The sequence below is a fragment of the uncultured Desulfosarcina sp. genome (assembly GCF_963664155.2).
Classification (GTDB): Bacteria; Desulfobacterota; Desulfobacteria; order Desulfobacterales; family Desulfosarcinaceae; genus Desulfosarcina.
On the sequence record NZ_CAXXXH010000001.1, the window covers coordinates 2,704,659 to 2,720,115 of the forward strand.

The 15,457-nt window shown below is 56.0% G+C and carries 13 protein-coding genes; 8 read left to right on the top strand and 5 right to left on the bottom strand.

Translation table 11 applies throughout. The features are described 5' to 3' along the window. Positions 1–59: 59 nt before the first annotated feature. Complete coding sequence (locus tag ACHZBS_RS12390) at positions 60–1,463, top strand: TIGR00366 family protein (RefSeq protein WP_319406824.1); 1,404 nt, start codon at positions 60–62, stop codon at positions 1,461–1,463. Between the two features lie 111 nt (positions 1,464–1,574). Here the strand turns inward: ACHZBS_RS12390 and ACHZBS_RS12395 are convergent, their stop codons facing one another. Beyond that, on the bottom strand, positions 1,575–1,811 hold the full coding sequence (locus tag ACHZBS_RS12395; protein WP_319406825.1) for a DUF3820 family protein: 237 nt from the start codon (positions 1,809–1,811) through the stop codon (positions 1,575–1,577). A gap of 334 nt (positions 1,812–2,145) precedes the next feature. Between ACHZBS_RS12395 and ACHZBS_RS12400 the strand changes: the two genes are divergently transcribed. The 4 genes from ACHZBS_RS12400 (at position 2,146) to ACHZBS_RS12415 (ending at position 6,954) form a co-directional block, all read left to right on the top strand. Continuing rightward, a complete protein-coding gene (locus ACHZBS_RS12400; protein ID WP_319406826.1) occupies positions 2,146–2,811 on the top strand; it encodes an ABC transporter ATP-binding protein in 666 nt (221 codons plus the stop codon). Between the two features lie 6 nt (positions 2,812–2,817). Further along, complete coding sequence (locus ACHZBS_RS12405; RefSeq protein ID WP_319406827.1) at positions 2,818–5,313, top strand: FtsX-like permease family protein; 2,496 nt, start codon at positions 2,818–2,820, stop codon at positions 5,311–5,313. Beyond that, positions 5,306–6,157, top strand: a complete 852-nt coding sequence (locus tag ACHZBS_RS12410) for an arylesterase (protein ID WP_319406828.1) — start codon at positions 5,306–5,308, stop codon at positions 6,155–6,157. The genes ACHZBS_RS12405 and ACHZBS_RS12410 overlap by 8 nt, the downstream gene beginning before the upstream one ends. 161 nt (positions 6,158–6,318) lie before the next feature. After that, the gene (locus ACHZBS_RS12415) at positions 6,319–6,954 is read left to right on the top strand and encodes a hypothetical protein (RefSeq protein WP_319406829.1); all 636 of its coding nucleotides are present in this window, start codon (positions 6,319–6,321) and stop codon (positions 6,952–6,954) included. A gap of 62 nt (positions 6,955–7,016) precedes the next feature. Here the strand turns inward: ACHZBS_RS12415 and ACHZBS_RS12420 are convergent, their stop codons facing one another. The 4 genes from ACHZBS_RS12420 to ACHZBS_RS12435 all read right to left on the bottom strand — a co-directional run bounded on the left by ACHZBS_RS12420 (position 7,017) and on the right by ACHZBS_RS12435 (position 10,917). Next, complete coding sequence (locus ACHZBS_RS12420) at positions 7,017–9,515, bottom strand: M1 family metallopeptidase (protein ID WP_319406830.1); 2,499 nt, start codon at positions 9,513–9,515, stop codon at positions 7,017–7,019. Between the two features lie 113 nt (positions 9,516–9,628). Continuing rightward, a complete protein-coding gene (locus ACHZBS_RS12425) occupies positions 9,629–9,916 on the bottom strand; it encodes a hypothetical protein (protein ID WP_319406831.1) in 288 nt (95 codons plus the stop codon). Between the two features lie 170 nt (positions 9,917–10,086). Beyond that, on the bottom strand, positions 10,087–10,488 hold the full coding sequence (locus ACHZBS_RS12430) for a hypothetical protein (protein WP_319406832.1): 402 nt from the start codon (positions 10,486–10,488) through the stop codon (positions 10,087–10,089). Between the two features lie 231 nt (positions 10,489–10,719). Further along, positions 10,720–10,917, bottom strand: a complete 198-nt coding sequence (locus tag ACHZBS_RS12435) for a helix-turn-helix domain-containing protein (RefSeq protein ID WP_319406833.1) — start codon at positions 10,915–10,917, stop codon at positions 10,720–10,722. Between the two features lie 294 nt (positions 10,918–11,211). Here ACHZBS_RS12435 and ACHZBS_RS12440 point away from each other — a divergent pair, with 294 nt between their 5' ends. The 3 genes from ACHZBS_RS12440 (at position 11,212) to ACHZBS_RS12450 (ending at position 15,420) form a co-directional block, all read left to right on the top strand. Then, a complete protein-coding gene (locus tag ACHZBS_RS12440) occupies positions 11,212–11,538 on the top strand; it encodes a hypothetical protein (RefSeq protein ID WP_319406834.1) in 327 nt (108 codons plus the stop codon). A gap of 114 nt (positions 11,539–11,652) precedes the next feature. Beyond that, positions 11,653–13,104 carry an ABC transporter substrate-binding protein gene (locus tag ACHZBS_RS12445; RefSeq protein WP_319406835.1) on the top strand — a complete coding sequence of 484 codons (1,452 nt, stop codon included), beginning with the start codon at positions 11,653–11,655 and terminating at the stop codon, positions 13,102–13,104. Positions 13,105–13,128: 24 nt separating this feature from the next. Next, positions 13,129–15,420, top strand: a complete 2,292-nt coding sequence (locus ACHZBS_RS12450) for an ATP-binding protein (protein WP_319406836.1) — start codon at positions 13,129–13,131, stop codon at positions 15,418–15,420. Positions 15,421–15,457 lie beyond the last annotated feature (37 nt).

Below are 15,457 nucleotides of genomic sequence, written 5' to 3' on the forward strand. Positions count from 1 at the left end.
GCTTCAGGGCGGTGCCTGCATGAATCGACACCGTCAAACCAAATCAAAAGGAGAAAAAAATGCTAAGCGGTATCGGAACTTTTTTTGCGGTTCGGTTTAGAAGATGGTTGCCGGACTCCTTTATCTTTGCGTTGATTCTCACGCTCATCGCGGCGGTTTGGGCCTTGTTCAGCATGGATGTCGGGCCGGTCAAGATCGCTGAGGCATGGTACAAGGGGTTTTGGTCGCTGCTGAGTTTTGCCATGCAGATGGTGCTGATTCTGGTCACCGGTTACGCCATCGCCATCAGCCCCATTGCCAGCCGCTTTATCGACTGGCTGGCCGCCCGGATCAACAAACCGGTGGCGGTGTATGCAACCATCATGATCGCCGGGCAGGTTTTCGCCCTGATTTCATGGGGCTGGATCGTGCTGACCGCAGTATTGGCCCGCGAACTGGCCATGCGGGTCAAGGGGGTCGACTACCGACTGACCGCCGCCGCGGTTTACGCGACCTTCCTGCCCTGGCATGGTGGTCTGTCGGGTTCCATTCCGCTGGTGATCAATACCCCGGAAAATTTTCTGATCAAAGCCGGGGTGCTCAGTGAAATCATCCCCACTACCCTGACCCTGGGCAGCGTCATGAACATCGGGGTCAACCTCGCTCTGCTGATCACCTTGCCCATGCTCTTCATGCTCATGCGCCCCGCGGAGGAAAACATTCAGACGTTTGACGATCTGCGTGAAGGTGACGCGCCGGCCAAACCCATGAGTGTGGAGGAGGAGGCCAACAGCCTTTGCCTGTCCGACCGTTGCCTCAGCGACATGCTCAACGCCTCATGGATCATCAACCTGCTGATTGTCCTCATGGGCGCTTATATCATCGTGGCCCACTTCTGGAACAAGGGGTTTGACCTGAACCTGAATATCATGAACTTCGTGTTCATCATCCTGGGTATGCTGGCCCACAAGACACCCATCCGTTACGTGGTGGCTATGAAACGGGCCTGTTCCAATGTATCCGGCATCATCCTGCAGTTCCCCTTTTATGCCGGCATCATGGGCATCATGATCCATACCGGCCTGGGCAAGCAGGTGGCCACCTCTCTGGCGGCGGCGTCCTCCCCGGAGAGCTTCCCCTTTGTGGCTTTTCTCATTGGCGGTTTCCTCAATATCTTCGTTCCGTCGGGCGGCGGTGAATGGGCCGTGGTGGGGCAGCCCATCGTCGAAGCAGCCAAAACCGTGGCCGCCAACGCCGGTCTGGCCGCCGATGTGACCCAGGCTTTCATCGCCAAGGTTTCCATGTCCGTGGGATACGGCGACAGTTGGACCAACATGATCCAACCTTTCTGGACCCTGACATTCTTGCCCATCGTGGCCGCCGGCAGCCGCCTTCAGGCCCGCGACATCATGGGTTACACGTTCGTGGCCATGCTTTGGTCCTTTGTTATATTCGCACTGGGCGTAAGCTTTCTGCCCATGTAGTCTATGCAAGGCAACCGGGGGGCATTTTCAATGCCCCCTGGAAAGCCGTTTCTCAAAGATCATCGAACGACTGCACTCTGCCAACCGACAGGGAAATGGCAAAACCCCCGCCTATAAGGTCCGCAGCGGATCGAAGAGATACTCTAGTCCGTTGATTTTGATTTCATACACCATCTGCAGCATGTCGCCCAACTGCCCGCCCGGAAATCCCTTGTTGGCCAGCCAGATCACATAGGCCTCCGGCAGATCGATCAGCAGGCGGTCCTTGTACCTGCCGAAGGGCATTCGCATGCGGGCCAGTTGGAGCAGCACTTCCGGATCGGGCCGGCATTCATTTTTATCGGTCATGCGGTTTGTCCCTGGTGTTTTGACGAATGGTTGTGATTAACCGCATTGGCGAGAAATGGCAAGCCCGGCGTTCCTATTTTGCCCTCCACCACCCCCTTGAAAAGAGCGGCGCAGCGGGGACATGGCGGTCTTTTGTCCCGTATTCACCCGAGCACCTTTTCAGTGCCTTCATCTGTCTGATTTGAAAATCCAGTGGGATGCCTTATCTTTCTCTATCTTTTGTTCAATGTCGTTTTATAGGAATATTTTTTGGAGCGAAGATACGCCCTGTCATTATCTATCAACCTGATGAGCACCCTCACGGGCCTTTCACATTCTGGGAGACACAACCACCATGGCTTTGCTGGAAGCGCGACACATTACCAAAACCTATACCGTGGATCACCGTGCCATCACCGTGCTGGAAAATGTTTCCTTGTCTGCCGAAAAGGGGGAATTCATTGTCATCGCCGGTAGCAGCGGCAGCGGTAAAACCACTCTGTTGACACTGCTTTCCGGGCTGGATCACCCCACGTCGGGTCAGGTATTCATCGACGACCGCGATATTACCGACGCCTCCGAAGAGGCGTTGGCGCCGCTGCGCAACCGAACCATCGGTTTCGTGTTTCAATCCTTTCACTTGGTGCCGTCGATGACCGCCAGGGAGAATATCATGTTCCCGGCCGAGCTGATGGGTGATCATGAAGCGGACGTGCGTGCCGGGCGGCTGCTGGCCCGGGTAGGCCTGTCGGCCCGGGCGGACAATCTGCCCAGCCAGCTGTCCGGGGGCGAAAAGCAGCGCATCGCCCTTTGCCGCGCCCTGATCAATCGACCCAAGCTGCTTTTTGCCGACGAACCCACCGGCAATTTGGATTCGGAGAACGGCAAGATCGTGCTCGCCCAGCTCATCGATCTGAAAAACGAACACGGGGCCACCCTGGTGCTGGTGACCCACAATCCGGAAATCGCCCGGGCCGCCGACCGGGTGATTTCCCTTAAAGATGGACACCTGACAGGATAGCCGCCCATGCGTCATATGCCGACAATTCTCCGCCAGGTGCGGCGCTCATCCAGGCAGGCAGGCCTTTTCGTGCTTTGCGTGGCCCTTTCGCTGACCACCCTGACCGCCTTTTCCGGATTCGCCAGAAGTGTGGGCCGCGCCCTGCTCGATGACGCCCGCTCTCTGCACGCCGCCGACATTATCATCAAATCCTACGACCCCATTTCCGCCCCGCTGAAGCAGGCCATTGATCAACTGGCGGAACAGGGGCAGATCGTGCGGGCCAATGTTCACGAATTCTATAGTGTGGTGCGCGCGCCTGACGAAAAGGCATCCGTGCTCGCCAGGCTGAAAGTGGTGCAACCGGGCTACCCTTTTTACGGCCAGATCGTTTTGAAATCGGGTCGCCCCTTCAGGCAGGTGCTTGTTCCCGGCGGCTGCATCGCGGAGCAGACCCTGCTGGACCGCACCGGCCTGACGGTGGGAGACCGGTTAAAAGTTGGCTACACCACCTTGACGATTGATGACGTGGTTACCGTCGAACCGGATCGCCCCTTGGATCTGTTTGCCTTCGGCCCACGGATCTTCATTCACAGTGCGGACCTGGATGCCCTGGGCCTGATGGCCACCGGTAGCCGCATCCGCCGCGTGGTGCTGCTCAAGGTGATCGACCCGCTTCAGGTGGATGCCATTGCCGCCCGCTTGAAACAGGCATCCCGGTTAGACGGTGAAGACATCGATACCTACCTTACCGCCGGGTCCGTGGTTAAACGGTTTCTGGACAATTTCCTTTTCTTCCTGAAACTGGTGGGGCTTTTCATCCTGATCATATCCGGGCTGGGCATACAGAGTACCCTCACGGCCCTGTTCAACGAAAAGCAGCGCACTATTGCCGTGATGAAAGCCGTGGGCGCCACCGGCCGGTTCATCACCACGCATTTCATGCTCATGGTCTTTTTGCTGGGTGCCGCGGGAACCGGCGCGGGCATCTTGGCCGGTGCGGCGGTTCAGGGCATCCTGGCCTGGATGCTGGGCCCCTTATTGCCCGGGCGCCTGGGTTGGGCCATTTCCTGGATCGGGGTGGGCGAGGCTGTCATGCTGGGGTTTACCGTGGTCGCCCTGTTTTCGTTCCTTCCCCTTTACCGGCTCAGGGAGACGCGTCCGGTGGTCATCTTCAACCGCCTGCCGTCCGTCGGCAACTCACGCTGGCCCAATTACCTCTCCGGCCTGCTGATCCTGCTCTTTTTTCTCGCTCTGGTGCTGTGGCACATGCGCGACCTTCGTTTCGGCTTTTATTTCGTCGGCGCTGTCGTCGGCCTGATCCTGGCCGCGGCACTGCTGGCCCATTTGGTCCTGTGGACGATAAAACGCCTGCCGGTTCGCTATCTGGCCCTGCGCCAGGCCATCAAGGGGCTGTTTCGACGGGGCAATGCCACCCGTGCCATCATGATTACCCTGACCGCCTCACTGGCCATGATCTTCGGGGACCACCTCATCGAAAAGAACCTGAATGCCACCTTTGTCCAGTCCTTCCCCGCCGATTCGCCCAACGCCTTTTATGTGGACATCCAGCCCGACCAGGCCGATGCGTTTTCAGCCGCTATCGGCCGCCCGGTCCAATTTTACCCCATCGTGCGGGCCCGGATTACGGCCGTCAACGGCGAGGCCATCGACCGCAGCCGAGAGGGCAAGCAGCGGCGCGACAACCTGTCGCGGGTTTTCAACCTGACTTACCGGGAGGTGCTGCTGGATGACGAAACCCTGATTGACGGCGACACCCTTTTTCGCAAGGACTGGACCGAGCCCCAGGTGTCGGTCATGGATACGATAGTGGAGATGCGGGAGATGAAAATCGGCGACCGCATCACCTTCAGGATCCAGGGGGTCCCCTTGACCGCGCGCATTTCCAGCTTGCGTACCCGGGACAGCCGGACCTTGAGCCCGTTCTTTTACTTCGTCTTCCCGGATGCGGTGCTGAAGCAGGCCCCGCATACCCTGTTTGCCGCCATGAAGGTGGCTCCCGGGCAGATGGGGCCGCTTCAAACGTCGATCGTCTCCCGATTTCCCAATATCAGCGTCATCGATATGTCCCAGACCATCGGCATCCTGGCCCGGATGATGGCCCGCCTGTCGCGGATCGTGCGCGTTTTCAGCCTCTTCAGCATTGCGGCCGGCATCCTGATCCTGGTGAGTGCGGTCTTCGCCACCCGTGCCGAGCGGACGGTGGAGTCGGTTTACTACAAGATCCTGGGGGCCGACAGGCGGTTCGTCTTTACCGTTTTCGCCCTGGAAAACATGCTGGTCGGCCTGCTCAGCAGCGCGCTGGCCCTGATCATGGCCCAGGCAGGCGCATATTGGGTGTGCGTGGTGAAATTCGATATCGGCTATCGGCCGTTTTTGTCGGTATCGCTGGTGATGGTGGCCGCCACCGTGGCGCTGGTGGTCTCGGTGGGCATGACCGCCTCGCGATCGATCATGGCCAAAAAACCGGTTGCGTATCTCAGGGAGCAGCAAAATGAATAAATGTTTGAAGCCCACCTTCTGGTCCAATCTCTGCGTTGGAGCCGTGTTTCAAATCCTCGACATACTGCAGTATGCCTGCTGTTTGAAATACGGATCCGCCTCGACCTTGAACCAGAATGTACGCTTCAAGGTACCTTCTAGAGAAATTGGGCATTTTTATGGGTGGCGGGTTGATCGTGCGGCGCTTTTGCTGATCAGCCTCGGTTTCGTTCTGCTCGGCTGCAGCCAGGAGCCGACGGTTGAAAAATCCGTTGCACCGCAAACCGCTGCTCCTTTATACGAGGGCACGATCGTGGCTGTGGGAGACAGCCTGACCGCCGGGCTGGGCGTTTCCGAAGATCAGGCCTTTCCTGCCCAGCTGGCCCGCCGGCTGCAGGCCGATGGGCGCAACTATCAGGTGATCAATGCCGGGGTGAGCGGGGAGACCAGCAGCGGCGCCCTTTCGCGCATCGGATGGGTGATATCCAGCCTGTCACCGGACATCGTCATTCTGGAAACCGGCGCCAATGATGGCCTGCGGGGCCTGGATCCCGAGCTGCTGAGAGCCAACCTGGACCGGCTGGTCAGCCTGTTAACGGCGCGCAACATCCAGGTCATTCTGGCCGGCATGCTCATGCTGCCCAACCTTGGCCCGGACTACACCCAGGCCTTTTCCGAGATCTATCCGGAAATTGCCGAGAAGTATGGGGTCCTCTTTATTCCCTTTTTCCTCGAAGGCGTGGCCGGAAACCCGCAACTCAACCAGCCGGATAAACTGCACCCCACGGCTGACGGCTATGCCCGCATCGTGGAGACGGTCTACCCGTATATCGTGACGGCCATTGAACGGCACAAGGCCGTGTGACTTTGCCTTATCCGGCAATACACTGTTTCCCGTCGGAGACGAGATTGTTGCTGATACCGGATTGTTTTCGGCATACGAAAAGTTTTTCATCTTCGACGAGATGTGATACAGGATGCCTCCTGTTAAACCGACAGACCCTCACACAAGGAGATCCATCGCTCGTGGCGTGGCACACCATCAGATCATTCGGCGCAACCGACTACCAGGCGGTCATGCGCTATCGGGACCCGGGCACGCAGTCATTCCGGTTCCGAACATCGACGAGTCGTGCACTGACACGGGAGATGCGCAAGAAAGACAAGTGGTATGTCGGCGGGTGGAAAATCCATCTGTCCATCTATCCCGCCGATTATGCCAAAGCGCTGCCGGCCATCAGACTGTTCGAAGATCGCATGGCTCCCACCGGCCTGGTTTACAAGTATGCGGCCTCGAGACGGTTATATGAAAGCTTTGCAGGTGAAGTGAAGGGAAAATTTGCCACGATCTATTGCAAGGCGCCGACGGATATTCCAACGGTTATCCATCTGTTGAACCAGATATTTACCCAGGAGGGCATAACGCCTGTGGGCAGGAACCAAATCAATGGGCTTGATGGGTTGAAGCATGAGCTGCCCCTGACCGGCGGGTACGGCTTTGTCAGATACGGGGCCTTTTGTTACACCAACGGGATCCTGGATCTGACCGATGCCAATCGGGAACCGATGCCGGACAACCGCCATCGTCCTTTTCCCCTATTCACGGATCCGGCCCGACTGGATGGGGAAATGGCCTTGTTTTCAGATCTTGTCGAACGATGATCCCGGTGGTTTCCGGGCTTCACAGTCCTCGCGCCGACCGTCACGATTCCACCATTTTGCCGTTATTGCTCGCGTTGACGGAAACCAGCATTGATTTCCAATCGCTCCAATGAGAGCGCGATCACATCTTTCAGACGCGGCTGTTTTCGCTGTAAATGGTTGCAGAAGGTGCGTGTGCGATCCGGATCCTGCAAGCCGGGGCCGGGCACGAAAGCGGCCACCACCCGTTCGAATAATAGGGGATGCATCCGTTCAATTCGCGGGAAATTGTCGACAAACCAGGCCCACAGGCGATCCACTGCCGCCGGGTTGCCGGCGGCCGCCACCAGTGGCATAAAACGAATTCGATCGGGCATCTTCTCCAGGGTATAATCCAGAGCTTGTTCCAGCAGGGGCCATGAGTTGAAACTGCCCAGTGCGCCAGCCAGGGTCATGCGCTCATGCTCGACCCCACTCGCTTCGAAACGGCCAATCATGGCTTCCAGGGCCGTCCCGCCACCCGAAACGGCTCCGGCAGTCATCACCCCCCTGAAAATATCGGGGGCGATTATGGAACCGCCCAAAAATGCATTGAACTGATCGGTCAGGAAATCGAGGGTCTGTGGGTTGCCGATCAAGGCGCCATGGACCAGGAGCTGGTCGCGCAGCATGGCCGTGGTCTGCGATTCATCCGGCGCAGGATGATGGCCGAAAGCGTCCAGGGCGCCATTCATCAGGGTCATGGCCGTGCGGGTCGTGCGGGTCCGGATTTCGCCCCGGAGCAGCAAAAAGGCTTCGAACAATTGACTGTCCAGACTGGAAAGGGGCAGGTAGGCCCGTTCACCGAGAAAGTTTTCGGCCATGTCCAGCAGCTTCGCCATGGGCACGAGACCGGATTTGACCAGCGCAAACAGATCGTTCTGCAGGCCCCAGCGGTCCAAGGGGGGCAATTGCTGACCAGCGACCATGGCGCCCAGCCGGGTCAGATTGTCCGCATCGTTGTAGCAGACATGGTAAAATCCGGTTTGACCGGTGTTGACCTTGTAAGCGGTGGTATTCACGGGCAGGGCGAGGTCGGTTTGTTTTTTTCTGAGCAGGATCGTTTGGGTGTCCGCCTTGCCGTCCGGGAAATAGGATGTGACTGTTACCGGCACCAGCCATGTCTGCGCCGAATCGTTGGGCAGGTAGGTGAAACGCCGCTGGCTCAAGGAGAGCGTGTTTTTTTTGCGCTCGGCGGTGATCACCGGAAAGCCCGGTTGGGTGACCCAGTTGCGCATCAGGTCGGCCACGGGCATGCCGGACGCGGCAGACAGCGATTCCCACAAGTGGTGGCTGGCGGCGTTGCCATAGGCGAAGTCGGTCAGGTAGCGCCGCAGGCCCGCCTTAAAAGAGTCGGGGCCGATCCAGGCCTCCAGCTGTCGTAAAATGCTGCCCCCCTTGCTGTAGATGATGGGCGCCGTGCTGGTGGTGATGGCCACTGGGGCGCCGCCCGGCATTTCGATGGCGAAGGTTTCGTTCAGGGCGTCACGGGACAAGGCCGTTTCGGTCTGGCTTCTGACAAACTGATCCCAGATCTCCCACGCAGGATAGTGGTAATCCACCATGCCGTAACCGAAGTAGGTGGCAAAACTTTCGTTCAGCCAGAGATATTTCCACTCCTCCGGGGTGACCAGATTGCCGAACCATTGATGGGTGATTTCGTGGGCAATGACTTCGCAGATGCGCGCTGCCGCTTCCCTGGAGGTCACACCGGGAACGTTTAACAGCAGGTTTTCTCGAAAGGTGATCGCTCCCCAGTTTTCCATGGCCCCGAAGGCGAAGTCGGGCACGGCAATTAGATCCATCTTGGTCAACGGATAATCGATAGCATAGTAATTTTCACCGTAGGCCAGTGCCTTGCGGCCAAATTCGCGGCCGAATTCGGTCTGGTTCCCCATCCCCGGCAGACAGACGGCTCTCACCCGGCGGTCGACGGCGTCCTCGTGGATTTCGAAGGGACCCACACCGAAAAACAACAGGTAGGTGGACATTTTGGGGGTCGGATGGAAGGCGACCCGCTGCCGCCCGTTTTCGAGGTTGGTGATTGTTTGAATGTCGGTGTTGGAAATGGCGGTCAGGTTGCTGTCGATGATCATTTCTACCGTAAAAACAGCCTTTTGCGCGGGATGGTCGACACAGGGAAAGGCGCGCCGGGCATCACTTTCCTGAAACTGGGTGACGGCAATATGATCCGGGGCCTTATCCGTTTTGATCCGGCTGCGGTAGAAACCGGCCATGCGATCGTTGATTTTGCCGGCATAGTCGATGATCAACTGAAAGAGTCCGGAAAGGGGCTCGGGCAGATGGATGATCAGGCGGGTATTGGCCGGATCCACGGTAAACGGACAGTCGATGAGATTTTCATCGGATCCGTTCTGTTGAATCCGGCATTGCCAGATGGCCAGCTCTGCACAATCGAGGGTGAGGGTATCGGTCGGTTGATCGGCATGGGCGGAAAGGGTCATCCGGCCGGAAAAGGAAAATCGGTAAAGGTCCGGTTCGATGGTGAGCTTGTATTCCATCGGTTTAATGGAAGCGGGCATGCGGATCTCCATTGGTTTTTTTGAAGGGTTGCGGGAACGGGTGGAAGGCCGCGACAATAACTAATTTTTCTCCCCGCTGGTGCAATATCGTGCATTAAGTTCTTGCCGGGAGTCTAAAAAAAGCGGGGCAGAATGAACCGTCCGATCGTGTAAGCCACTCCGGTGGAGATGAATATCCCTGCGGAAACCGAGTGGACCCAGAAAGCGCCCCCGATCCGGCCGGTCATTTTTTGGGTATGCGCAATATAGGTTTTGTAGAGGGCCATGATATTCGGCGCCAGCGCGTTCCGATCTGCCAGACCGCGGTCGAACAGGTATCGGGCAATGATTGAAAATGAACCGGCCGCAATGACCGCGGCCACTCCCATAATAACCAGTATTGTGTAATCTGCAGCAATCAAAAGGGTACCTGCCTGGAAAAACTTTAGGTTAGGTGAACTGCATGAGCATGGTGATCCGAATCTTAATGCCCTATGACTCAGCGTAATGGCTTTCCCCAGATCGGCTGATGGTGGATAAACCGCCTGCCAAAAACGTGTGAACAATCAATCTGCCGCAACACCAGGGTCGGTTAATTTTTAAATTTAAAGCGGTTTGCGTCCTTGACGGTATAGCCCCTGCCGGTGAAAATTTTTTTTTCATCGGCTATGCGCTTGTCGGCGATGGCCTGGGATCGATACGCTACCCGGGCGCTGGTGACAAAATCAGCGTTGTCCATGCCCTGTCCCGCCAGGTAATTTTGAAACTGCTCCTCTATTTTACGGATCAGCTCCACGTCAGCGACAAATTCCTCTTCGCTGTATGTTGCGCCTGAGACTTTTGCAACAAATACGGGAGTGATATAAGCGATTTTTCCGTTCATGGAATAGCTCACGATGTAACAGTAGCCCTTTTCTTTGGCCCAACAGGACGGTGCGCTGAACACGATTGCCAGAACCAGGGTGACCAGCAGCTTCAAACAGGTTTTTTTCATATGCAACCTCCTTTTCAACACCTATGCTTGTCATATCGCGTACCTCAGATTACCGCTACGCGAACCCGTTTGTATCTATGGTGTTTCAGGCGTTGACCGGCGTGGGTGCAACGCCTGTATGGTAAAGCTGCGAATTGATGTCTTTATTCCTATCACGCCATGAAATCCGGTGCAACCGTGCGATCCGTTGGTTTTTAGCCTGTCCCTTGTCAACGTCCTGCCCAAACCCGCTCAGGGCCGCTTGCCGCTGTTGTGAAAGGCTTCCAGGCTGCTTCGGTCGATCATTACCCTGCCGTGCTCACGCACGGCGCGAATTTCGTCAAATTCGACCAGCTGATAGATCACTTTTTTACCCACGCCGATAAATCGGGCCGCTTCGCTGACTGTCAATACCGGGACCTCAATATATTTGCCGTTGTCGTCTATCATTTTGTGAATCCTTATGGTTGTTGTCCCCGTGCGGCACATGCCGGATCAATTTTACGGACCGCATCCCGATGGCCGCGGCGGTTGATTGGAAAAGTTGGGTTATCTCTTCTCTGGCAATTTCAGTTGTGGGGATGGTAAGCATCATTCCATAGGCTGCAAGAGTTTTGCGACAAGGAGCCCTCGTCATCCCGGAAAATCCGAAGCCCGGATCATTCGTGGTTCTATTGTTGTAAATCCAATCCGCATTCTTATGTTTCAGGTGTTAAAAACACTGAATGGGAAACGGAGGAGAACGTGCAAAACACATGGACCTACAAAAACTTTGAGATCAGAGAAGGCTTGAAGCCCGGAAGCAAAACCTTTCGATATTTTTTCAGGGTTCTCGAAGATGGTAAGAAAAAGTGCAATTACTGTATCTGGATCGTCGATGACGCGCTGACCCGCTTTGATCCGTCCACCGATTTCAAGGCAATCGTCGCTTTCTGCCAAGCCGACTGGCACCAGTGGGTTATGGGAAAAATTGACGGCGGGGATTTCCGGAACCGGGCGTTGAAATTCGAAAAAACGGGCGAACAGGAGATAAATCTGTCGGAGATGAAAGAACATGTCAGGCCAGACTGATCCGGCTGCAAAGCTAAAATGGGTATCGCGGTTGACAAACCCTTATAGCCTAAACGACTATATCTATAAGGTCGATTAACGACAGCACAGGGGATTTCCTTTAAGGAGCGATTCATGAAACTCACTTCCGGGTTTTTTCTTTTGGTCTTCTTGCTTCTCTCCATGACGTGTTGCCTGGCTGCCGGCATAACCCTCGTAACTGAAGAAAACCCGCCGTTCAATTATACCGAAAGCGGGAAACCGACCGGCGCTACCACCGCGGTGGTCCGGGAAATCACCCGTCGCCTGGGAATTGCGGGAGACATCCAGGTCATGCCATGGACCCGGGGGTACAAGCTGCTCAGCAGCGAACCCAATGTGGTTTTGTTTACCACCGCCCTCACGCAGAAACGGGAGCCGCTCTTCCAGTGGGTCGGACCCCTTTATACCGTTCGGTTGGGTTTTTATGCCAGAAAAAGTGATGCGCGCCGGATCGATTCTCTTGAAGCGGCAAAGCAGGTGGGAGCCATCGCCACCTACAAGGACGATTTCAGGGAACAACTCCTGACATCGCTCGGATTTACCAATCTCGACAGCTCCAAAAGTCCGCAGAGCAATCTCCGCAAACTGATGTCCGGACGGGTGGACCTCTGGTTTTATGATAATATCGGCCCTTACCAGGTGGCCCGTGAAGTCGGGATCGATCCGAATGAAATTGAAGAGGTCTTCACATATCAGCAGCACTTTTCCTACATTGCCATTTCAAAACAGACATCGCCGGTTATTGTGCAGCAGTGGCAGGCGACCCTGGATGAAATGAAGGCGGACGGCACGTTCTGGTGGCTGACGCGTAAATGGCTGCCGCCGGAGGCCATCATGGTATCCGAACGCCAGACCTCCACCGACAGGCCATTTCCCCTGAAGCTGTACACTGAGGATTCGCCGCCGTCTTCTTATAAAGAAAAGGGCCAGATCAAAGGTCTGTCCACCGAAATTGTTCAGGAAATTCTCAGACGGATCGGCCAGCCCGATACCATATCGTTGGTCCCGTGGGCCAGGGGATACAAGCTGGTCCAATCCGATGCCGGCACAGCCCTTTTTTCAACCACCCGGCTTCCCCAGCGGGAAGCCCTTTTCTCCTGGGTGGGGCCGCTGTACCGTCAACGATGGGGGTTCTATCGATGGAAAGGCAGCGGTATCGATGTCCCGGACATAGAGGCGGCCAAAAAAGTGGATCGCATCGGCACTTACCACCAGGATGCCAAAATGCAATACCTGCAGGCATTGGGATTTGAAAACCTGGTCCCCACCAATAAAAATATTTCCAATGTGACCCACCTAAAGAAGGGAAATATCGATTTGTGGGTCAGTTCGGATTTCAATGTGCCATACCTGGCCGATCAAGCCGGTGTTTCTGCGTACCAATTGGAACTGGCTTTCGCCTTTCATCGTGTGGGCAATTATATCGCATTCTCAAAAGCAACCTCACCCCATGTTATCCGACTGTGGCAGGCGGTGCTGGATGAAATGAAAGCAGACGGCAGTTACCAGCGGATCTGCCGCACATATAATTATGAGCCGCAATAACAGCCGGCTCGCAGGAAAACGCATTTGATATCAAAAAGAAATAACTTCCCCGAGCCTGTTTCACAGAGTCCCCCCATTCGAGGCATTGGTTCACTGAGGCGCCGATCCATATCCACCGAGCTGGCCTTCAGCCTGGTGCTGCTGGTGTTTCTGGTGGAGGGGATTCTGCTTATTTTAATATACAACCGGCAGGCTGACGAGCTGTACCGCCAGCTGCAGGCAAAAGCGGATGAGTATGCCGTCAATCTGTCCGAAACGCTGGCAGTTCCGATCTGGGACTATGATGACGAACAGATCCGGCGGATCGGAGAGAGCTTTGCCCGGAACGATCTGGTTACTTCGATCCTCATTCTTGATGCAAAGGGAACCGTCATCTATGAATTCAGCCGGAACACCGCCGAGAACCCGATCGTCCGGGTGGTGCCGATTATTCACATCGGAAAACCGATCGGCCAGGCGCGGATCTCATTATCACTGGACACCTATCGCCAAGACCTGACCTGGCTGCGAAATACCGCCATCCTGATTCTGGCGGTATCCCTGGTGGTCATTATCCTTGCCACGAGAATCGTATTACGGGTGCTCATGCGCATGCCTTTGGCCATACTCCGTCAGGGAATGGACCGGGTGGCCCGAGGAGACTATGACTACGGGTTCGATGAGGTTCACCATGATGAGCTAGCCGACATCGCCCGACGGTTCAGCAAGATGGCCGAAGAAATCCGCAAACGCGAACAGTCGTTGCAGAAAGAGGCCGCTGAACGCAAACGGGCGGAGGATAAAAGCAGGGAGAGTGAAGCCAGGAGCCAGGCAATTCTCGACGCCATTCCCGATATCATGTTCCAGTTCGATCGCGACGGCCGGTTCATCGACGTGCGGGGAAAACCGGGAAACCTTACGGTACTTCCTGATCAATGCATCGGTCGGAAAATCGAGCATGTCATGCCTGGCCCAATTGCCAGGATTTTTCGGAACCAGCTCGTCCGGACGTTCGAGACCAGGCAGGTGAGGGTGTTCGAGTACGACCTTCCGATCGAGGATGCCGTCAGGTATTACGAATGCCGGCTCGTGGCGGTATCGGACGACCTGGCACTGGGCATGGTGAGAGATATCTCTGAACGGGTGACCGCTGCGGCGGAAAAAAAACGGTTGATGGACCAGCTCCAGCGGGCCCAGAAAATGGAGGCTATCGGCATGCTGGCCGGCGGAGTCGCCCACGACCTGAACAACGTCCTGTCGGGACTGGTCAGTTATCCGGAGTTGATTCTCATGGATCTTCCGGAAGAAAGCCCTCTGCAGAAGCCCATCCGCACCATCCAGCGATCCGGTGAACGCGCCGCCAATATCGTTCAGGATCTGTTGACCCTGGCCCGGCGGGGGGTGTCCGTCGCAGAAATTGTCAGCCTGAACCAAGTGGTCCGGGAGTACCTGAAAAGCCCTGAATACGAAACATTGCGGAGTCACCACCCGGATTTTCAACTGGAAACGGAGTTGGCAGACGACCTTCTGGATATTTCCGGCTCTCCGGTCCACCTCGCAAAAACCGTGATGAACCTGATTTCCAATGCCGCGGAAGCGACGATGCGCGAAGGACTGATCCGTATCGAAACGGAAAACCGATACATCGATGCCCCCATTAAAGGCTATGACGACATCGAAGAGGGCGATTATGTGGTGCTGACGGTGACAGACAACGGCATCGGCATTTCGCACGAGGACATCGACCGGATTTTCGAGCCGTTTTACACTAAAAAAGTGATGGGCCGCAGCGGTACCGGACTGGGTATGGCGGTGGTATGGGGGACTGTCAAGGATCACCGTGGGTACATAGACATTCAAAGCAAACCGGCACAAGGCACCACGGTAACCATTTTCCTTCCTTCCACCAAAGAGCACCGAATGCAGACGCGTGCACCGGAAACCGTTGAAAACCTGATGGGTGACGGTGAGCGAATTCTCGTTGTGGATGATGTGAAGGAACAGCGCGAAATCGCTACTGGAATGCTCACCCGGTTGGGTTATGACGTGGCCAGCGTTTCCAGTGGCGAAGCTGCCGTTGAATATTTAAGGGAACAGCGGGTCGATCTGCTGGTGCTGGATATGATTATGGATCCCGGCATCGACGGCCTGGAAACCTACCGGCGCATCATCCACATGCATCCCGGCCAGCGAGCCGTGATCACCAGCGGGTTCTCTGAATCCGACCGGGTACAAGAGGCCCGAAAACTGGGAGCCGGCGCCTATGTGAAAAAGCCGTATCGGCTTGAAACCATTGCAAGGGCGATTAGAGACGTGTTGAAGAGTCATGAAAAATGATGAACCCCTTCCAACCGGTCGTTTGCCACTCCAGATA